The 21,731-nt window shown below is 64.0% G+C and carries 9 protein-coding genes and 1 pseudogene; 3 read left to right on the top strand and 7 right to left on the bottom strand.

What is annotated here, in order from left to right; genetic code table 11:
- Positions 1-24: 24 nt before the first annotated feature.
- Positions 25-942, bottom strand: a complete 918-nt coding sequence (locus tag ACE04F_RS08655; protein ID WP_486105891.1) for a LysR substrate-binding domain-containing protein — start codon at positions 940-942, stop codon at positions 25-27.
- Between the two features lie 62 nt (positions 943-1,004).
- Entirely contained in the window at positions 1,005-2,609 is a 1,605-nt protein-coding gene (gene treA / locus ACE04F_RS08650; RefSeq protein ID WP_486105890.1) for an alpha,alpha-trehalase TreA, read from the bottom strand.
- 148 nt (positions 2,610-2,757) lie between these two features.
- Here treA and ACE04F_RS08645 point away from each other — a divergent pair, with 148 nt between their 5' ends.
- Positions 2,758-4,059 carry an SDR family oxidoreductase gene (locus ACE04F_RS08645; RefSeq protein WP_486105888.1) on the top strand — a complete coding sequence of 434 codons (1,302 nt, stop codon included), beginning with the start codon at positions 2,758-2,760 and terminating at the stop codon, positions 4,057-4,059.
- A gap of 67 nt (positions 4,060-4,126) precedes the next feature.
- A pseudogene (locus tag ACE04F_RS08640) lies at positions 4,127-4,500 on the top strand (substrate-binding domain-containing protein); the annotation flags it as partial.
- 150 nt (positions 4,501-4,650) lie between these two features.
- Here the strand turns inward: ACE04F_RS08640 and ACE04F_RS08635 are convergent.
- Together ACE04F_RS08635 and ACE04F_RS08630 are read right to left on the bottom strand one after the other, a co-directional pair.
- Positions 4,651-6,081 carry a diaminobutyrate--2-oxoglutarate transaminase gene (locus tag ACE04F_RS08635; protein WP_486105886.1) on the bottom strand — a complete coding sequence of 477 codons (1,431 nt, stop codon included), beginning with the start codon at positions 6,079-6,081 and terminating at the stop codon, positions 4,651-4,653.
- Between the two features lie 35 nt (positions 6,082-6,116).
- Entirely contained in the window at positions 6,117-6,332 is a 216-nt protein-coding gene (locus tag ACE04F_RS08630; protein ID WP_486105884.1) for an MbtH family protein, read from the bottom strand.
- 197 nt (positions 6,333-6,529) lie between these two features.
- Here ACE04F_RS08630 and fhuF point away from each other — a divergent pair, with 197 nt between their 5' ends.
- A complete protein-coding gene (gene fhuF, locus ACE04F_RS08625) occupies positions 6,530-7,267 on the top strand; it encodes a siderophore-iron reductase FhuF (protein ID WP_486105882.1) in 738 nt (245 codons plus the stop codon).
- A 9-nt stretch (positions 7,268-7,276) separates the two neighbouring features.
- On the opposite strand, the gene ACE04F_RS08620 is transcribed toward fhuF, so the two are convergent.
- From ACE04F_RS08620 to ACE04F_RS08610, 3 genes are read right to left on the bottom strand one after another with little or no spacing between them, the layout of a single operon-like run.
- The gene (locus tag ACE04F_RS08620; RefSeq protein WP_486105880.1) at positions 7,277-8,920 is read right to left on the bottom strand and encodes a cyclic peptide export ABC transporter; all 1,644 of its coding nucleotides are present in this window, start codon (positions 8,918-8,920) and stop codon (positions 7,277-7,279) included.
- Complete coding sequence (locus tag ACE04F_RS08615; protein WP_486105878.1) at positions 8,917-12,699, bottom strand: non-ribosomal peptide synthetase; 3,783 nt, start codon at positions 12,697-12,699, stop codon at positions 8,917-8,919. The genes ACE04F_RS08620 and ACE04F_RS08615 overlap by 4 nt, the downstream gene beginning before the upstream one ends.
- Complete coding sequence (locus ACE04F_RS08610) at positions 12,696-21,728, bottom strand: non-ribosomal peptide synthetase (protein WP_486105877.1); 9,033 nt, start codon at positions 21,726-21,728, stop codon at positions 12,696-12,698. Before ACE04F_RS08610 ends, ACE04F_RS08615 begins: the two co-directional genes overlap by 4 nt.
- Between the last annotated feature and the right edge of the window lie 3 nt (positions 21,729-21,731).

Genomic DNA, 21,731 nt, shown 5'->3' with positions numbered 1-21,731 from the left:
CTCCCACAGAGGACGCCGCTACGTCTAACCAACCGACAGATCCCGGAAGCACTCCTGTAGAAACTCGACACATACCCGCAGCTTGGCCGACTGGCTGAGCCGGGTCGGGTATACGGCCCAGACATTGGCGCTTTGCGAATAGTCTGGCAGCACCTGGACCAGCCGCCCCTGTTCGAGCAGCGGCTTGACGTCCCACATCGAGCGCAGCAGGATCCCGCCGCCGCTCAACGCCCACTCCAGCACGATCTCGCCGCTGTTGGATGATAACGGGCCACCGACACGTACCGTTGCCTCCTCGCCATTGCGAGTCAGCGTCCACAGGCCGAAGGCATTATTGCGCTCTTTGAGTACCAGGCAGTCATGGGCGTCAAGCTCTTCCAGCGAATGCGGGATGCCCCGCCGTTGCAAATACTCCGGGCTTGCGCAGAGTACCCGCCGATTGCTCGCCAGCTTGCGCCCCAGGTGTTGGTCCGGCAGGTCGTCACCGACCCGTATCTCCAGGTCGAAGCCTTCGCCGACGATATCGACAACGCGGTCGAATACGTCCAGGCGGATGTCGAGCCGGGGATACGCCTGCGACAGTTTGCCGATGGCCGGTGCGACGTGGTTGCGACCAAAACCGAAACTGCTGCAGATGTGCAGAGCGCCGCTGGGCTGATGTCGCGCCTGGGCGATTTCACCGACAAACTCTTCGAAATCCCCCAACAGCTTTTCGGCCCAGACCCGCACGCGCTCGCCATCGTCGGTCAGGGCGATACGGCGGGTGGTGCGGTGCAGCAAGCGCGTGGCGAGCGTCGCTTCCAGTACCGAAATCCGTTTGCTGATATAGGCCGGCGAATAACCCAGCGCTTGCGCGGCACTGGCAAAGCCGTTTTTTCGAACGACGGTGAGAAAGACCTTGAGGTCCTCCGGTAATGGAAACTGATCACGACTCGTGTTCATAAGCCTCACGGCAGCGCTATTCTTCGCAGATTTTGCGAAGAATAGCATCGAACCCGCACGACTCAATCGCCGTATTTATCCATCAGCTTCAGCGTTACCCCGTTCGTCCAGCCGAAGCCATCCTGCAGCTCGTATTCGCCACCACCACCGCCGTTGCCCTGTCCGGACACGTCGTACTTCTCGACCAATTTGTCCTCTTTGAGATAAAGGTCCTGGACCTGCTTCAGAAAGCGCTTGCCAATTTCCCGGGCCAGTTCCGTTTGGCCGTAGCGGTCCAACCCTTCCACCGCCACCCATTGCAACGGCGCCCAGCCATTGGGCTCGTCCCACTGCTGGCCGTTATTGACCTGGGTGGTGGCCATGCCGCCCGGACGCAACAAACCTCGACGCACCGCATCGGCGCTGCGATCGGCGCGTTCGGCAGAGGCCAGGCCAGTGAAGAGCGGGAACAGTGTTGCGGCAGTCAATCCCGGCCGTTGCCGGTTCTGCTGCCAGTCATAGTCCACGTAATAACCACCCTCGGCGTTCCACAAGTGCGTCTCGATGGCGCGCTGGCGTCGCTCGGCACGCTGCCCATAGGCCTGGACGCAAGGCGTGTTCGCCACCGTCTCACAGGCCTTGGCGATGGTGCGCTCCAGGTGGAACATCAGGCTGTTCAGGTCCACCGGTACAATCGATGTGGTTCGAATGGTCGCCAGGTTCTTGCCGTCCCCCAGCCAGCGCGAGCTGAAATCCCAGCCGCTTTCGGCCCCGGCGCGCAAGTCGCGCCAGACCTCCTCCTTGGGTCGCTGCGGCGCCTGTTCGGCGGTCTTCGTGTCTTGCAGCCATGACTCCTGCCGAGGCGTAGCGCTGGCGTCCCAATAGCGATTGAGCACGCTGCCATCGGCGAGCTTGACGACATGCTGCACCGCCTCACCGGCCTTGAGGGCCTGCGCGCCGTCCATCCAGTAGGCGTATTCCTTTTGCAACTGGGGAAGGTAGCGCCCGTAGGCCTGCTCGCCTTCGATGTGCGCCTGCAACTCGACCATGTAAGCAAAGAACGGCGGCTGCGAGCGGCTCAAGTAGTAGCTGCGGTTGCCATTGGGGATATGGCCGTAGGTGTCGATCATGTAGGCAAAATTGTCGGTCATCTGGCGAACCTGCGCCTTGTCGCCGCTTTGCTCCAGACCGAGCATGGTGAAATACGAGTCCCAGTAATACATCTCGCGGAAACGGCCGCCCGGGACTACATACGGCTGCGGCAACGGCAGCAGGCTGCTGTACGGCGGTACCTGGGTGTAGGTTCGGCTGAGCACGGGCCAGAGATTATCGATGTGTTCCTTGATCGGCGCGCCAGGTTCGGGGGCAGGACTTTCAGCCTGGCCGGATTCGATGAAATTGTCTTTTACGAAGGCATCGAGATTGAAATCGGCGCCGTCCCGACGGGCCAGGTAATCGGCGCGGATCTGCGCCGGATCCCGCTTTGGCAACGCATCGACGAAATGTTTCTGGTCGGTGAACACCTGCTGACGCTGCACGGCTTCGAACAGCTCGGGGTACATCTGGTCGGGCGGCTGATTGGCCCGGTCCCGGGCGTCGGCATAACCCCACATGGCGGGAGGTTGGCTTGAACAGGCCGTGCACAGCACGGCAGCAAGAGACAGGCTGGGGAAATACAGTGGTCGCATCGGCGGCTCCATCATTTGTCGTTCCTGACCAACGAGTGACAGAACGAGGTGGAGCGCGGTTCACTCGAAATGCCTTTCCTCACCTCGACGGAACCCCTGCATGACCCCCGCTCTCTATCGCAGGACCAACAGGACGGAGGTGTTGATCATGATTGCCCCAGCAACCGGCATGCGGCACGGTGAGCGTTACGCCGTTGAAAGCATCGAACGCGCGCCTCACTTCCCGGGTTTCTTCCTTGACGGAAAGTATTACCTGGGCCCTGAATTGAATGCGGCAGTGGGCTGGCTGGAAGGCCAGACCTTCCTCTACGACCAGCTCGACCCCGAGGGCGAGCCGGTGTACCCCGGCAGGGTTGCCGGCACTATCGAGGACCTGACGCTGGTAATGGCCGACGGCGTGCGCCTGAAGCTGACCCCCTTGCAGCCCGATATAAATCAGCCCGCGGGCCGCGCCGATAGCGCTGCTCAGACCCAATCGTATCCCCTGGCGGAAAAACTCGTGGTCATCACCGGGGCGTCCAGCGGAATCGGCCGTGCCACCGCCCTGGCGTTTGCCCGGCAACGGGCGCGCCTGGTGCTGGCGGCACGTGATCGCGAGGCGCTCGCCGAAGTTGTCGACGAATGCCGGGCCCAGGGCGCAGCCGCATTGGCGGTGTGCACCGACGTCACCCGCAGCGAACAGATGCAGGCGCTAGCCGCCGAGGCCGCCGCGTTTGGCGCCGGGCGCATCGACATCTGGATCAACAATGCCGGCGTCGGCGCGGTGGGCAGTTTCGAGCAAACGCCGCTTGAGGTACATGAACAGGTTCTGCAGACCGACCTGCTCGGCTACCTGCGTGGCGCCTATGTCGCTTGGCCGTACTTCAAGGCGCAAAAGCGCGGGATCCTGATCAACACGCTGTCGCTGGGCAGTTGGGCGGCCCAGCCCTATGCCGTTGCCTACTCGGCAAGCAAATATGGCTTGCGCGGCTTGTCCGAAGCCTTGCGCGGTGAACTCGGCGAATACCGCGATATCCACGTCTGCGACATCTACCCCGCCGTCATCGACACGCCGGGCTTTCGCGACGGCGCCAATTACACTGGCCATGCGCTCAAGCCACCGCCTCCCGTCTACGACCCGCAGCGGGTTGCCGAAGCGATGGTCAGCTGTGCGCTCAACCCCAAGCCCAGCACCACCGTGGGCAGCGCGGCGATATTGGCGAGAGTCGCGCATTTCCTGGTGCCCGGTTTCCCGCAACTTTCCGGCTGGTTGACGCGTCTGGGCCTGAACCGCAGCCCGGGGTTGGCGGCATCCTCGGGCAACCTGTTCAACCCGCCCAGCGGGCCGCGCAAAATCGAAGGCGGCTGGCGCAAGCCTGCGCAACGACCATCGCCCGTGCTGGTGGCGGGCGCGGCGCTGTTGCTTGGCGGGTGCCTGGTGGCGTTGGGAAGGGAGCGTGGCCGCAGGTGACCGCACAGCGAGGCGATCGGGTCAGTCCTGCGCCGAGCGGAACGCTTCGACTTTGAGCCCGAACCGGCTCGAGCAGCAGAGCGCCGAATGGCAGCGCAGCAAAGGGATGGACCTGACCAGCAACTGGCTGCTCGCCGGCAGCCGTTTCGATGCCATCGTCGCCAACAATGACGAGATGGCCATCGGTGCGGCCATGGCCTTGCAAGCCGGCAAAGCCAAGGGCGAGATTTCGATTGTCGCATCGACGGTTTGCCTGATGGTCTGGCGGCGATCAAACGCGGGATGCTGGTCGCCTCGGTATTCCGGGACCCCAAGGCCCAGGCGACCAGCGCGGTGCAGGCGGCGCTCAAGATGATCAAGGGCGAGCCGGTTGAACCGGAGGTCTGTGTACCGTTCCAGTTGATCAAGCCTGAGCAACTGACGGTGTTCGAGCAGCGCTAAAAGTAGCAGTAATCACCTGAGAAAATGATGGCTCCGTGGCGAGGGAGCTTGCTCCCGCTGGGCTGCGCAACGGCCCCAAAAATCTTGCGGCCGCTACGCAACCGAGCGGGAGCAAGCTCCCTCGCCACGGGTCGATAAGCGAATGACCGCTCAGGCGATGTGCAGCGCCCTGCCCTTGGTTTCGGCGATGGCATTGTTCAACGCCTCCCGGAACAGCGCGACCAGCACATCGATTTCCTCAGCCTGGATGATCAGCGGTGGCAGGAATCGCACAACGGCGCCATGGCGCCCGCCCAACTCCAGGATGACGCCCAAGCGCAGGCACTGGCGCTGGATGGCCTGGGCCAAGGCCGTATCCGCGGCGGGCACACGGGCATCGCTCGGCGTATCGCTGACAACCTCGACGCCCACCATCAAGCCACGACCACGCACCTGGCCCAGGCAAGGATAATCGCCCTGCAACTGACGCAACTGTTCCATCAGGCGCTGCCCCATGACCTCGGCGTGCGCTGGCAGGTGTTCGCTGAGGATATGGCGCAACGTCGCGGCCCCCGCGGCCATCGCCATCTGGTTGCCACGGAACGTGCCGGCATGGGCGCCGGGTTTCCAGGTGTCCAGTTCTTCGCGATACACCATCACTGCCAGCGGCAGACCGCCGCCGATAGCTTTGGACAAGACCAGAATGTCCGGCTCGATGTCGGCGTGCTCGAAAGCGAACAGCTTGCCGGTACGCCCCAGGCCGGTCTGTACCTCATCGATGATCAGTGCCACACCGTGTTTGCGGGTCAACTGGCGCAAACCCTGGAGCCAACGAACCGGTGCCGGGATCACTCCGCCCTCGCCCTGCACGACTTCCACGACCACCGCTGCCGGTGGCAGCACACCCGACTCCGGGTCGCTCAACAGCTGTTCGATAAAGTGCAGCCCGGCATCGATGCCGGCTTCGCCGCCGATGCCGAACGGACAGCGGTAGTCATAGGGGTACGGCAGGAATTGCACATCGGCCATCAACGAGCCCAGCCCCTGCTTCGGCCCCAGGTTGCCCATCAGGCTCAGTGTCCCCAGGGTCATGCCATGGTAACCGCCGGAGAACGTCAGGATCGGCTTGCGTCCGGTAGCGATCCGCGCCAGCTTCAGGGCCGCCTCGATGCCGTCGGCACCGGTAGGTCCGCAGAACTGGATGCGCGCGTGACGCGCGAAGTCTTCCGGCAAGGCGTTGAACAGGTCCTCGACAAAACGATCCTTGACCGGTGTCGTCAGGTCCAGGGTGTGCAAGGGCAGGCCGGAATCAAGTGTCTGGCGCATGGCCGCGATGGCCACCGGATGGTTGTGGCCCAGCGCCAATGTCCCCGCACCCGCGAGGCAATCCATGAACAACTGGCCTTGGGTATCGCGCACATAGAGGCCATGGGCTTCTTGCAAGGCCAACGGAATGCGCCGCGGGTAGGAACGGGCGTTCGACTCCCGGGCCGCCTGGCGTTGCAGATACGGGTTGGTGTTCAGTTCACGCGGCGCTTGCTGGCGAAACTGCTCCAGCGTGAAGGTTGCGCTGGAGGATGAACGGGGCTGGACACTTTCCATTTTGACTCCCTGAGTAACCACTCGGTTGTGGGCGATCAGCCCTGTCCTTGTACCTGCATGGCCTGACGCAGGCTCAGCGGGCGCATGTCGGTCCAGACTTTCTCGATGTAAGCCAGGCACTCTTCCTTGCTGCCCTGCATGTCCACGGTGCGCCAGCCGTCGGGCATGCTGCGGTAGTCCGGCCAGATCGAGTACTGCTCCTCTTCGTTGACGACAACCAGAAACCGCGTATCCGGGCTATCCAAACTCATTGCTTGCTCCTTGACTGGCATGACGGGAAAGACCGCTACGATACAATACTAATGGTAGCGATTCTCATTAATATTTTAAAAATGTTACGTTGCGTGCATGTTTCAATGCCGACGGGCAGTCGCAAGACGGCAGTACGCTGTTTATACTTCGCCCCCTGAACGATAACCCCTCTCGATTCGCGGTCACGGATGAGTCAATGATTCCCAGCCTTGCTCCGCTGCTCATCGGGCCGCTCGCAGCCTTTGAAGAGAAGCTGCAACTGCGCAGCCTCCCGCGCACCGATCTGCCGGCGGCCGTGTTCTTCCAGCACGAGACGTTCAGTGCATTCGTCGACGATCTGCTGGCACGCTACAAGACCGATGAGCGCCTGGCCCTGGTGTCGCTGTGGTCCAAGTGGTATTTCAGTACCTTCCTGGCGCCAGTGATGGCCGCCAGCCTGCTCCAGCAACGGGAGCTACCGCTCGCCCTGGCTGATGTCGGCTTGAAACTCGGCGATGACGCCAGGCCCCAGGCCCTGCATTTGCGTGACGAGGGCCAGATACTCTCCCCGTGCACGGCCTTCGAGCGGTTCCATACGCTCGTCGAAGGTCATCTGGAACCGGTCATCGGGATCCTTGCCAGCGTCAGCCGGGCATCGCCCCGATTGTTCTGGAGCAATGCCGCCAACACCTTCGAATTCGTCACCACGCGAATCGAGCTGCACCCCCTGGCTGAGGCCTCCAGCACCCTGCCGGCCAGGGAGATCCTCACTGCCCGGCTACGCCCCGACGGCCGGCGCAACCCGCTGTTCGCGCCCGTGCGTTACCAAGACATCGGCGAGGACGAGCCGCAGCGCCTGAGGCGCATCTGCTGCATTCGCTACCGCCTCCCCGGCGTTGGCTATTGCAGCAGCTGCCCCCTCGATGAATCCAGACGCCAGGGCCAAGACGTCTGAGCGCAGCCGTCATTTCACCAACTGAAAAGGGTTCTCCGTGGCCCGGTCATAATCGACGAGGTGGCCGTAATCGAGGCGATAGACCCGGTCTGCCACATCGAAATAACGGTCATCATGGGTGATCGCGATGACAGTCCTGCCGGCGGCTTTCAGCTCCGGCAGCAACTCGTTGTAGAACACATGGCGGAAGACCGGGTCCTGGTCCGCCGCCCACTCATCCAGCAGGAACACTTCCCGGCCTTCCATCATCAGCAGCAACAAAGCGAGGCGTTTGCGCTGGCCCTGGGACAAGGCGGTGGTGGAGAGTCGCCCCGCGGCGAATTCGACCTTGTGGGCCAATCCCAAGCGCTCCAGGTAATGGTCCACCCGGGCTTCGAGCCCTTCATGGTCACCCGCCTCGCCCAGCACATCGGCAAACAGATAGAAGTCGGCGAAGATCGCGGCGAAATGCTCCCGGTGCCATTCACTGGTACTGGCGTCGAGTACTACGCCATTGAGTGACACTTCGCCGGAAGCGGGCACGTAGAGGCCGGTCAGCAACTTGGCCAGGGTCGACTTGCCGCTGCCATTGCCACCCACGATAAAAATCAGCTCGCCACGGCGAATCGTCAGGTCGATCGGACCCAGTTCAAATGCAAACTCCTCGTTTTTCCCGGCATAACGGTAATGCACGTCCGTCAGGCGCAGTTCGCGAAACGGCTGCGCCGCTTGCGCCGGGGTCTTGAACTGCACCGTCTCGCCCAGCGCCAGGGCGTCGATGGCTTGCAACGCGACATGGCCGCGAATCACCGCGGGAATGGCGTCGAGGATCATCGAGATGGGTGTGCGCAGGAACATGATCGCCAACACGTAGCCGACCACCACCTGCTGGTCCAGCAACCCCAGCCCCTGGCCGAGAAAAAACAGCGTGCCAATCAACACGAACACCAGCAGTGTCGTCCAATTGAGGTTCACCGCCCAGAGGGTGTCAGCGCGCACCGAGGCTACCAGCGAGGCGCGCGCGATGGGTTCAAGCTTATGCTGATAAAGCAGATGCCGACGCTCGCGGCTGAGGCCCAACTCGCAGCGCCCCTGGATGGTGGCTTCAAACTGCTCGGTCAATTGGTCGTCCTGTTGCCGGACAGCCTGCATCAAGGTCTTTACCTTGCGCCCCAGCAACACATCGAGACCAACGCCAGCGGCGATCACCGCCAGCGTCAGGCAAAAGAACGGCACGCTCAACCAGCCCATGTAGGCCAGCCCCGCCAACAGCAGCAGACCGTTGTACAAGGAGATCGGCAGTTGCTTGAACGCCGTGGCGACGGTGGTCACATCCTTGGTCAGCGCGTTGTAGATACGCGGGCTGCCCAGCCGTTCGACGCGTTCGAGCGCGGTGCCCAGGACCTTGCCCACCAGCCGCAGGCGCAGCTGGTAGACCAGGCGATGACCGATCTGCACCAGCAACCATTGCGAGGTGACCCCGCTGATGAACAACAGCACCAACAGGCCACCGAACAGCAGCAAGCCCCGGCCGAGGTCATCCAGGCCTTGCTCCAGGCACCGGTTGATGTAGCCGATCAGGCCGATACTGGTGGCCGCGCTCAAGGCACTGCTCAGCACCGCAAGGAAGATGCGCCATCGCGCGTCATGCAACAGTTCTTTCAATAACATCATGGGACCGGCACCACCTTGGCAGAGGTTTGCAACAGTAAAGGCAGCAGGTTTTCGACCAGTCGCGGCTCGCCGAGCATTTCATGATGCCCCACGTCCAATGTCCACTGGCTGACCGGTTGCAAGGCATGGCGTTGCCACGGCGCGCGCAAATCGCCGTGGGCATTGCCGCGCCAGAGCCAGACCGGCACATCGACGGTCGGCAACGCCTGCTCGTACAAGCGGGTCTTGATCGCACGATATTGCGCCATCAACGCCAACAATTCCGCGTCGGCCGATTCCCATTGCAGATGCGCGCGCACCTGTTCGTCATCCAATAGCCGGGCGACACCTTCGGCATAGTCAAGGCCGGCCAACAGCCCCGTCAACCGTTCCCGTAGCGACTCGCCGAGCGGCTGGGCGTGGCTGCGGCAATAAAAAGCGAAATCGGCAAGCAACTGGCCGGCTTCATCACCCTCGCCGGCCAGGCTGCGCTGCGCATCGTGATCGAGCACCACCAACCCGGCGACACTGAAACCACTGGCCTGCAGATGCGGCACCAGCAACGTGGCCAGACGCGCGGCCAGGCTCCAGCCCAACAGTACCAGTGGGCGCTCTTTGAGCTGCGTCGGGATACTCGCCACGTATCGGCGCAACAATGCATCCATATCGCCTTCGGCCCAGCTGCTTTCAAGCGCGGCGAGGCCAAACACCGCGACGTCGTCGCGCAGGTTGTCCACCAGCGGCTGGTAGGCCTGCAGATGCCCTTGCGCCCCGTGCACCAGCAACAGCGCCGGGGCATGCGGATCAGCAGCGTTCAGGACTTTCCACGGGCCGCTGCCGATCGCGCCCAGGCCTTGCACGAGGTCACGCACCGTATGGCGTTCAAACAACAGGTTGGTCGGCAGGTTGAGGCCCAACCGTTCGCGAAGCAGCGACACCACCTTGATCGCGGCCAGCGAATGCCCACCGACATTGAAGAAATTGTCGGTGACGCCAAGGTCGTCAAGCCCCAGTACCTCGCACCAGATGGCGAGGATCGATGCCTCCAGCTCGCCGACCGGCGCCACGCGGGCATTGTGCAAACGCTGCCGGGCGCGTTCGAGCAGGTTCTTGCGATCGAGCTTGCCATTGTTGTTCAACGGCATGGCCTTCAGCGCCAGGACAGCGCTGGGCAGCATGTAGTCCGGCAACTGGCGCGCCAGGCTGGCGCGCAACTGATCCGTTCCTTGCGTATACCCCTCCTCCGTGACCACGAAAGCCAGCAATCGGGCGTGGTCACCTTCGCCGTCCAGCAGCACAGCAGCTTGCGAGATGCCCGGCTGGGCCAGCATCGCCTGCTCGACCTCGGCCAGCTCGAGGCGAAACCCACGGATTTTCACCTGCTGATCGTTGCGCCCCAGAATGCGCACGGCCCCATCGGCCTGGCGCAGGGCCAGGTCGCCAGTACGGTACAGTCGATGGCCACTGGCAGGCTCGACAGCAAAGGCGTTGCCACCGACATTGCCGACGTAGCCCCGGCCAACGCTGGCGCCGCTGATGCACAACTCGCCGGCCTGGCCTGACGGTACCGGCCGCTGCCGCTCGTCGAGCAGGTGGATACGGTTGGCACCCAACACCTGGTCCAATGCGCAGCCGCTCACCCCCTGCTCCAGATCGATCGCCCGCCACAACACCCCGACCGTGGTCTCGGTCGGACCATAGTGATTGTAGACACGGCAGGTCGGTCCGGCCTGCGCCAGTCGGGCCAACAGCCCCTCGCCGATTGGCTCTCCGCCCAGCACCAGGACCTGGCGTGGAAGGACGTCTGTGGCCTGCTCGCCCATCAGGGCTTCGAGGTGCGAAGGCACGATCTTGAGCACGTCCAGCGGGTAGCGCCGAAGCTCATCGGCAAACGCCCGCGCATCGGTCACGGTCGCCTGCGCCAGGACATGCACGCAGCCGCCTTGCAGCCACGCCGGGAATAGCACGGTGTTGCCCAGGTCTGCGAGCAACGAGGACACCAGCCCGTAATGCCCGCCCTCGGGCAATTGCAGCGCGCGGGTCACCTGAGTGGCGTAGTGACGCAATTGCCCTTGTTCGATCTGCACACCCTTGGGCTTGCCGCTGGTGCCCGAGGTATAGAGCACGTAGGCCAGGTCCTGCGCTGTGCCGGAGACTGGCGCGGCGAACGCCGGTGCATTGCTCGCCTGCGACCAGCACAGGGTCCGCACCGATGTCTCGGGCAACAGCCCTTCCAGGTGCAGCAACAACGCCGGTTGGGCGTCGTCGAGTATGCCGGCCAGACGCAGCGGTGGCTGCTGTGGGTCCAACGGCAGATACGCGGCCCCCACCTTGAAGCAGGCCAGCATGGCGATCAGCATCTGCGCGCCACGCGGCAGATACAGCCCAACGACCTGCTCGCGGCCCACGCCCGCCTGGTTCAGGCTGCCGGCGACACGGTCACTCAGGGCGTCCAGTTCAGCGTAGGAAAACACCTCCTCGGCATACCGCAGCGCCGGACGCGACGGTTGTGCCTGGGCATGGCGGCGCAAGGTCGCGACGATGTCGAGGTCCGGTCCGAGGGCAGCAGTCTGCGCCGAGGCCAGCCATTCTTCGGGCAGGCGCGCGTCAACCTCAGCGATGAGCCGGTCGGGCGATTGCACCAGTTGGCCAAGCCAATGGGCAAAACGCTTGAGCAGCGCCTGCATCTGCCCCTCGCGATACAGGCCGAGGTCGTAGGCCAACGCCCACTCGCCGTGGCCTTGGGAATCCAGCGTCAATTGCAGTTGCAGTTCGACCGGTGTGTCGAAAGACAGCCACTGCGACAGGTCCAGTTTTGGCACAGGCAAGACCCGCAGGCCGGCCTGGAAGCTGGCCCGCCATTCGGGCAGCAATTGTGCCTGGCCGACATATTCCTGCCAGTCCACGGCGCTATCCAGTTGGCGGGCCAGTTGCCGGGCCAGGTTGGTCAGCGTGCTGTGCTCGGACACCTGCAGGACCATCGGCAAAGTCTGCTCGAACAGCCCATACGCGCCGGACAACTCCTCGTAGTTGTCGCGAGGATCGTGTTGCAACCCCAATTGCCCCTGTTGCTGCCCGTTGAGCCTGCCGAGCAATGAACCCCAGGCGGCCAGCACCCACTGCTCGACGGCCACGCCTTCCCGATCGGCCAGCGCCGTGAGCATCGCCGGCAAGCGCTGCTCAAGTGCCTCGCGGACGACCGCGTGACGGCCGCTGGCAATGCCATAACGCTCGACCAGGCGCATGCCGGGAATGTCCTGCAAGGCCAGGTTGCGCCAGAACTGCGCGCCCTGCTCGGCGTCTTCATCCAGTTGCAGGCCGTTGATCCACTCGACATAGTCGGCGTACTGCATGGGCTCGTCGTCGAGCGCTGCGGCACGCCCGAGCAAGCGCTCCTGCAAGCCGATCAGGCTGCGCTGGTCCAGTGAATAGACCGGGACTGCCAACAGCAAATGATCGTCGCGCAGCCAGGCGAGAATGTCGGGTTGCTCGGCGTCGCAACGACGCCGTGCCGCCTCCAGCCACGACTGTCCATCGTAACCGTCGGCTGCCCGCCCCTGGCGCCAGTCCAGCCGCAGTGCATCAGGTTCGATAACCCGCTGGCGCAGGCCGGTGGCGCCCAGTGGGCGCTCGTAACGCAGGCGTAGCGCCTGATGCTGCGCCAGGGCGTCGCGCAAGCGTTGCTCGACGATACCCTCGGGCACGCCCGCCAAGCGCATGCGGACCCAACGCCAGCCTTGCGGATTGGCCTGGGCCAGTTGTTTCTGTTGCGGTGAAAGGGTCAGTCCAAGATCCATCATGAGGTCAACTCTGCGCAATGCTCTTCGGTCTGCGCAGGCGCAGCCATTACCTGGTGACGACCATAGATCTCGCCCATGGCCACGACAATCTTGCGCTCGCCCTCGAACGGATCCCGGGCATGCGCCGCCAACATGTTATCGAGCATGACCACATCGCCCTGTTGCCAATCGAAACGCACGGCGCAGCGGTCATAGGCGGCATTGATGGCATCGATGGCGGCCGGCTCGAGGTCCGACCCATCACCGTAGAACACCTGCCTGGGCATGGCTGCCTCGCCATCACGCAGGAACTGCTCGCGGATATCGGCATCGAGAAACGCCGGGTGGTACAGCTGGATCTGGTTGAAGAAGCTCTCTTCGCCCGTCAAGGGATGCAGGATCACCGCCGGGCAAACCTGGCGGGTGTGCAGGTCGTTGGCGCCGCGCCATTGGAACTCGATGTTGCTCTCACGGCAGATCCGCTCGACCTCGGCCCGATCCTCGGTCTGGAAGAAATGCTGCCAGCTGACGTCCAGGCTGGCGCTGAAATTGCGCACGTACATCAGCTGTTTGCGCCGCAGGTTTGCCTGCAACCAGGCCGGCAGTTCGCGGTAGACCTGGCGGCTGTCGACAATCGGCGTCGCGCCACCGGAGGTCGCCGGCGTCTCGCAGTAGAACCACTGGCGGCGCGGCCAACGGTGCTGGTGCGCGCTTTCGTTATGGAACAGGATCATCCGGTCCTTGGGGTATGGCGTGGACTTGTAGATGTTCTTGCCACCCTCTTTTTTCGGCAGATCACCGTACTGTCCATACAACTGCGGGCACAGCGCCTGGCAGAACGCCTCGAAATCCGCCGGTGTCGGCAGATCGAAACCACGGAACAGGATGCCGCCATGCTCGCGCAGCCAGTTTTCGACCTTGTCGCGGTTGGCTTCGGCCCAGATCGCCGGGGCCAGCTCACGGTCACGCAGCGACACCAGTAGCGGAAATTTCGCCTCCTCTCGTAGCGGCCGGGCGTCGATGGGCTCACGGGTCGCCGCCGATCCGCTCTGGCGCATCTTGCCCAATTTGCTCATTTTGCGTTGCAGCGGGTTGTCCGTGGACATTGCAGCGGCTCCCTTTACAGTCGGAATCAAGGTATCGATGGGGTTGTCCGGCGCGCCGAGGGCCAGCTCCAGCAGCGATTCGAAGGCATCGCGCAAGCGCTCGACGGTAGCCTGGCGGAACAGGCTGGTGCGGTACACCCAGCGCAGGCTGATGGCATCAACGTCTTCGCTGGCGAAGAGAGCCATGTCGAACTTCGAATGGTGTTGCTCGCCGGCCAGCGGCTCGACCTGCAGATTGCCCAGCTGGCGCTGCTGGCGTGGTGTGTTGTCGAGCACGAACAAGGTCTGCAACAGCGGATGGACATTGGCGACGCGCGGCAGCTCGAGGCACTCCACAACCTGTTCGAACGGCGTGTCCTGCCAGGCGAACGCTTGCAGGCAGACCTCACGCACCTGCAGCGCCAGCTCACGGAAACTCAACTCCGGTTGCAGGCGGACACGCAAGGCCAGCAGGTTGACGAAGAAGCCGATCAGCGATTCGGTGGCCGGATGGTCGCGGTTCGCCACGTCCGTACCAATCACCAGGTCGCGACCCTGCGTCTCGCGTTGCAGCACGGCGGCATAACAGGTCAGCAGCACCATGAACGGCGACGTCCCACTGCCCTGGGCGAAGCTCTTGAGCCGACCGACCATGGCGGGCGACAACTGGAAATCCACCGCGGCCCCGGCGCCACTGTCATGCTCCGGGCGCGGGAAATCGAACGGCAGCGGCACCTGCGCGGGAATGCCGGCCAGGGTCCGTCGCCAGAAATCCAGGCCTTCACGCTGACGCAACCGGACCGCGGCCGACCCTTGCCATACGGCGTAGTCGACGTACTGGATCGGCAACGCTTCCTGGCTCGGTAGCACGCCGGTGCTGTAGGCCTCGTAGCCCTCGATCAGCTCATCGACCAGGATGGCGCCGGACCAGCCATCGGAGGCAATGTGGTGCATGACCATCTGCAGCACATGATCCTCTTCGCCGAGGCGATACAGGACCACCCGCAGCGGAGCCTGGCGCACCAGATCGAAGGGCCGCAGTGCCCTGTCCCGGGCTTCGATCGGCCACTCCGCTTGCGTCGAAGCGAGGGTTTCCAGGGCCACCGTCGATTGCGCGTGGATGCGCTGGCACGGCTCACCCTCTCGCTGGTGATAGGTGGTGCGCAGGATGGCATGCCGGTTCGCCAGCCGTTGCAATGAACGCTCCAGGGCCTGAACGTCGAGTTGCCCACGCAAACGGACATTGCTGCTCATGTTGAAGCTGCTGTCGGCCAGATCCAGTTGTTGCATCAACCAGACCCGTTGTTGCGCCGAAGACAGTGGTTGTTCGATGCCTTGGTCAACCGCTGGAATCGCCAGCGAAGCCAGATCCTGCTGCCCCGCGAGCCCTTCGATTCGCTCAGCCAGTTGCGCCAGCACCGGCGTTTCGAACAGCCAGCGCAATGGCACGTCAAAGCCCTGCTCACGCAAGCGCCCACGCACCTGCGCGGCCATCAGCGAATGCCCGCCCAGCTGGAAGAAATGGCCGTCAACCGGCACATGTTGCACGTCCAGTACCGAGGTCCAGATCTGCCTCAGCAAGGCCTCGCTGGCTGACAATGCGCGCTCGGTCGCTGGTGCGCTGGCGACCACCGCGTGCAGGCGCGGCAACTGCTTGCGATCGACCTTGCCGTTGGTGTTGAGCGGCAGCCGCTGCAGCGCTTGCAGATGCGTCGGCAACATGTAGATCGGCAAATGCGTCTGCAAATAGTCGCGCACAGCCGCCTCGTCAGGTGCGTTTTCAGCCTCCGCAACCCAGAACGCCGCCAGGTGCTCGCCTTGCACGGCCACGACCGCCTGCAGCAGTTGCGGATGACTAAGCAGAACCGCCTCGATTTCTCCCAGTTCGATGCGATAACCACGCAACTTGATCTGGTCATCGGTACGCCCGAGATAATACAGCTGGCCGTCGGGCTGCCAGCGCGCCAGATCGCCGGTGCGATACAAGCGCCCGCCGCCACCGCCGAACGGGTCAGCGATGAAGCGCTCGGCGGTCAGCCCCGGCTGCGCGGCATAACCGCGGGCCAGGCCGTCGCCGGCGATATAGAGTTCGCCCACGCAGCCAGGCGGCACTTCGCACAGGTGTTCGTCGAGAACATGGCAGCGCGTGTTGAGCAGCGGTCGACCAATCGGCGCGATGGGCAGTTGCAGCGCATCGATCGGCGCCTGTGTCGACCACACCGTGGTCTCGGTCGGGCCATAGACGTTGATCAGTTGCGCCACGCACTGCTTCAGCTCGTGCGCCAATTCGGCCGGCACTGCCTCGCCACCGGCCAGCGCCACGCGCCCCTTGAGCACCTGGCGATCGCCTTGCAGCAACATCGCCCAGGTCGCCGGTGTGGCCTGGATCAGGTCGACATTCTTTTCCTCGATCAAGCGCGCAAGCAGCAGCGGATCCTGGCGCTCTTCATCATCGGCGAGGACGACCGCGCCGCCACGCACCAGCGGCAGGCACAGCTCCAGGCCACAGATGTCGAAGGTGACCGTGGTCAAGGCCAGGTAGCACTGCACATTTACCAAGGGCAGCGCCTGTTCCATGGCCAGGAGGAAGTTGGCGAAGTTGCCGCGGCTGATCTGCACACCCTTCGGTTGGCCGGTCGAGCCCGAGGTATAGAGCGTGTACGCCAACTGTCCAAGGTTTCTCGTCAATCTCGGCGCCTGTGTCGGGAATTGCGTTAGCGGCAGGTCCGCCCATGGGCACACGCGCAACAGCGCCGGCAGGTCTGCGCTCGGCGAATCGCAGAGCAGCAGATGCGGCTGCGCCCGGTCGAGAATCTGCGCCTGGCGAGCCGGTGGATGGCCAGGATCGAGCGGCAGGTAAGCCGCGCCGGCCTTCTGAATCCCCAGCAGGCACACCAGCAACCGCTCATCCCGAGGCAGGCAGAAGGCAACCATCGACTCGGCGCCCGCGCCTTGGCCCAGCAGCCAATGAGCGAGGCGGTTGGCCTCGGCATCCAGCGTCCCGTAGCTTATCTGCCGGTCAGCGCAGTACACCGCGATGCGCTCGGGATGCGCAGCGGCTTGCGCTTCGAAGCGCGTCAAGAAATCCGCTTCGCCGGACAATCGCATCGGCTCACCGGCAGTCGCCAGGGTCGCAACGGAGCGCAGCGGGATTTCTAGCAAGCGTGTCTGAAGGTTGACATCTGCCAGGCTGGCGAGCAGTCCCTGATAGTCATCCACCAGCCGCCGGGCGGTGCCCGGTTGCAGCAGCGCAGTCGCGTATTCGACGATCAACGCGGTACTGGCCTCGGCACCACGCCCTTGGGTGAACAGGTTGAAGGTCAGGTCGAACTTGGCGCTCACCACCCCGCCCGGCAAGGCCAAGGCCTGGGCGCTGACGCCGGGCAGGTTCAAGCTGCGGGACTGCTGGTGGTCGACCTGGTAGTTGAACATCGTCTGGAACACCGGCGTGCGATCCAGGCTGCGCTCGATTTTCAGCACGTCGAGCAATTGCTCGAACGGCAGCGCCTGATGGGCCAGGTCTTCGCTCAGTCTGTCATTCAAGGCCCGGACGAACGATTGCAGGCTCTGGCGGGCATCGATCTGCACCCTGTGCGCCAGCGTGTTGACGAACAGGCCGACCAGTTCCTGGCTCTCTGCCGACTCGCGTCCGGCCACTGGAACGCCGACGGCGAAGTCGCTGCGGCCACCATGACGCCAGAGCAGCAATTGATACGCAGCGAAATACACCACGAACGGTGTGACGCCTAGCGCCCTTGCCCGCGCCTCCACACCGGCACTCAGCGTACCGGGCAAAGCGAACTCGTCCCGCGCTCCGGCGTATGCCTGCATTGCCGGCCGAGCAGGTTGTCCGGGCAGTTCCAGAGGCTCGTTGCCCAAACCTTCCAGGCGTTGCCGCCAATAAGCCAACAGCGTCTTGCCGTGGGCCCCGTCCAACTGTTGCCGCTGCGTATTGACCAACGGCAGCAGAGCATTTGTCGAAGGCAGCGTCCGGTCCTGATAGAGCGATGTCAGATCCTCGACCAACAGGCCCATGGACCAACCGTCCACGGCAATGTGATGCACATTGAACAGCAATCGGTAGTCGCCGGGGGCGACACAAAACACATCGACGGCCAGCAACGGACCCAGCGTGAGGTCGAACACCCGCTTGGCCGCGGTGGCGATGGCCGTGTCCTGCTCCGACGCGGTCAGACCGCCGATATCGTGGACATTGAAGATCGCCGCGGGCGCATCGTCCAAGCGTTGCCAGACTTGCCCGTGCTCTTCGTAGAAGCGGCAGCGCAACGCATCATGACGGGCGACCAGCGCCTGACAGGCGCGTTGCAGGCGCGGCACATCCAGATCGCCGCGCAGGGCCAGCAACTGGGTGACGTTGTAGGCGGTTTCAGCGGGATCGAGCTGCTGCATGAACCACACCCGTTGCTGGGCGTGGGACAGCGGCTGTGGTTGCTTCGCCACGTCACTCGGCTCGACCACGGCGACGACCGGCGCCACGATCGGCGTCAGCGCCTTGGCCAACTGCCGAGGCGTCGGGTTCTCCAGCAATTGCCGGGGCATCAGGCGCAGCTCGGCCTGACGCAAGCGCGCGATCAGTTGCAGGCTGAGGATCGAATCGCCGCCCATGGCAAAAAAATCCGCATCCGCGCCCAGCGCGGGTTGGCCGAGCAGCTCGCGAAAGGCCGTCAGCACCGCGAGCAAGGCGGGCTCGGCGCGACAATCGATGCACAGCGCCATGGCCGCCAATGTCGGATGCTGCAAGACATCCCGAGGCTGCAGCTTGAGCCCTTCCCGTGCAGCCAGGCCGATCAATTGCAGGCTGAGAATCGAATCGCCGCCGAGGGCGAAAAAATCATTCCCGCGCCCGACTTGCGCGCAACCGAGAATCTGGCACCACAGTTGCGCCAGGCGCTGTTCGGTCGCGCCGCTCGGAGGCTCGGCGGCTTCAGCGCTCGGCTCATCCGGCGCAGGCTCGGGCAATGCGCGCCGGTCGAGCTTGCCGTTGGCGGTCAGCGGCAGTGTCTCCAGCGCCAGCCAGTGGGCAGGCAGCATGTGTTCCGGCAGTTGACGCTTGGCCTCGGCTTGCAGCATCGCCAAGGCTTCGTTGGTCATCGAAGAGCCTATCCCGGAGGTGAAATATGCCACCAGTTGCGTGCGTCCTTTCACTTCGCAGGCGAGCACTGCTCCTTCGCGCACCTGCGGTTGCGCATTGAGCCAGGCACTGACCTCGCCCGGTTCGACGCGAAAACCGCGGATCTTGACCTGATCGTCCTGGCGCCCGAGGAATACCAGGCGCCCGCTGCGATCCAGACGCACCCGGTCGCCGCTGCGATAGAAACGCTGCCCCTGGGCCGTGCAACCGAACGCGCGCGCGGTCAACCCGGTCTGCCCGAGGTAGCCCTGCGCAACCTGGGGGCCGCCAATCAACAGCTCACCGGCAACCCCGAGCGGTACGGTTCTGTCATTGGCATCGACGATGCGCAACTCGCAGCCGGACAAAGGCTGGCCCAACGGCAGGTACTGACCCGCTTCGAGTGCGTCGGCCCCGGTGATTTCTCCGCAGATCACCCCAACCGTGGTTTCCGACGGGCCGTAGTGATTAAAAATGCGCAGTTGCGGCGCCAGTTCATGCACCTTGGCAAACAGCGCCTGATCGAACCCCTCGCCGCCGAGGATCAGTATTTCCTTGGGCAGAACCCGGCGGGCGTCGTCCAATGCCAGCAAGCCGCGCAGATGCGAAGGCGCGATTTTCAGGCAATCGACGGGATGCTGATCGAGAAAATCAGCCCAGCCGGGCGGATCGAAAGCCAACGACGGCGGCGGCAGTACCAGCGGGTCGCCAGCGGCGAGCGCAGCGAATACCGAGGTCAGTCCCAAGTCCGCGGCGACGGTCGCCAGGGTCGCCCAACGGCTACCCGGCCGGGCGTGCAAGCGCTGGCCGACCGCGCTCGCGTAATGCGCCAGGTTGGCATGGCTGACCAGCACGCCTTTGGGTTGGCCGGTCGAGCCCGAGGTATAGATCAGGTAGGCAGGTAATTGCGGCTGGCTGAGGCTTTCGCCCTGCCCGGCACTGGCATCGACCGACCAGTCGACGTCACTCATCACCAGACGCGCGAGGCCAGCGCCGGTTTCAGGCGCATGCGCCAGCGTCACCCACAGACTCGCGCCGCTGTCTTGCAGTAACTGCGCGAGGCGCTGCGGCGGTTGCGCCGGGTCGAGGAACAGGCAGGTCGCACCCCGCTGCCAGCACGCCAGAGTCGCCAACAGCTGTTCAGCGCAGCGTGGCATGCACAGGGCAACCACCTGCCCGGGTCCGATGCCCTGCCCGGCCAGCCGCGCGGCCATCGATCGACTGGCGGCGCCGAGCGTGGCGTAATCAATCGTCTGCCCAACGCTGCAGAGTGCCGCAGCGGTCGGCGTCTGATTGGCCCAGTGCAACACTTGCCGGTCCAACGGCAACGGCGTCGTATCCAGGGCGGGGCCATGCAATTCGCTGGGTGGCGAAACCAGTTGCAGATCCGCCAGGCGTCGCTGCGGATGCATCGAGCCCTCGTGCAGAATCGCCAGCAAGTCGTCAAGCATCTGCTCGACCGTGGCCACATCAAACAATTCGTCGCTGTACTCCAGCTCGCAGCGCAGCCGCGCATCAGCGCTACGCACCATGCGCAGCGTCAGATCGAAACGCGCATGTCGTTGCGGCGGGTCGAGCACTTCGACCGCCACACCGGGCAAGGCCAGGGTGCGGCTTTCGGGTAGATCAACCTGAACGAACATGACCTGGAACAGCGGGCTGGAACGCTGACGCTCAAGGCTTTCGAGGATATTTTCGAAGGGCAACTGCTGATGGTCGAACGCGGCCGCGACCGTATCGCGGGTGCGCAGCAAGGCGCTGCCGAAGTCCGGGTTGTCCTGCAGGCGCTGGCGGATCACCAGGGTATTGAGCAACGGGCCGATCAACGGCGCCAGCTCCGTCCGGTCACGTTGGGCCGCCGACGTGCCCAGGCACAGATCGGTCTCGCCGCTGTAGCGCGACAGCAGGAAACTGAAGGCGGTCAGGCCATAGATGTACAGCGTTACGCCATGATTGCGGATGGCCGTCTCGACCACCGTTGTCAGGTGTGGCGGCAGTTCCCGGGCCAGGACCGCGCCACTGTGGCGACGTTGGGTGGCCGCAGGGCGCGGCCGGTCCAGGGGCAACGCCAGGGGCGCCGGCGCGTCCGTCAGTTGGCTGCGCCAGAAATCGATGTGCTGCCGACAAGCGTCGCTGTCCAGCCACTCGCGTTCCCATGCGGCGTAATCGGCGTATTGAATGCTCAACTCGGGTTGTGCGGCAGGCTGATTCGAAGCGAGCGCCCGATAGGCCTCGGCCAGCTCAAGGGTGAGTTGCTGGGCCGACCAGGCGTCATAGGCGACGTGATGGATGGTGAAAAACAGCCAGGTGGATTGTTCCTCGGCGTCACTGAACGCTTGCCAGCGCCACGGCATCGACTGAGCCAGGTCAAACGGTTCGGCGAGTTGGCGGGCGTACTCATCGGCGCACCATTGCGCCTGGTCAGACGCCGCCAACGTCAACCGCGCGACGGCTGGCAAGCGGACCTGTTGCGGCTCGCAATGAGGCTGCAATTGCCCGTTGGCATCCGTGGTGTAGCGAGTACGCAGGATCTGGTGGCGGTCGACGACTTGCTGCATCGCCTGCTGCAGACGCTCGCCGTCCAGGCGCCCGTCGAAGCGCAGCACCGAGCACAGATTGTAGAGGGCCCGGCTGCTCAGGGCTTCAGCCGACAGGAAGCGCCGCTGCGCCTGCGCCAGCGGCCTGTGCTCGCCCTCGCCGAGCACGGCGGGGACGATCGGCAGGCGCCAGCTGTCGATGCCCTTCTCGGCCAGGCGCTGGCGAAAGACTTTCTTCTTGTCCGCGGGCAAGGATGCCAGCCGCTGCGCAATCTCCAGGAAAGCTTGTTGCGTCATCGT

Source organism: Pseudomonas sp. AGC41 (assembly GCF_057334555.1).
This window is presented reverse-complemented; position numbering and strand designations above follow the sequence as displayed.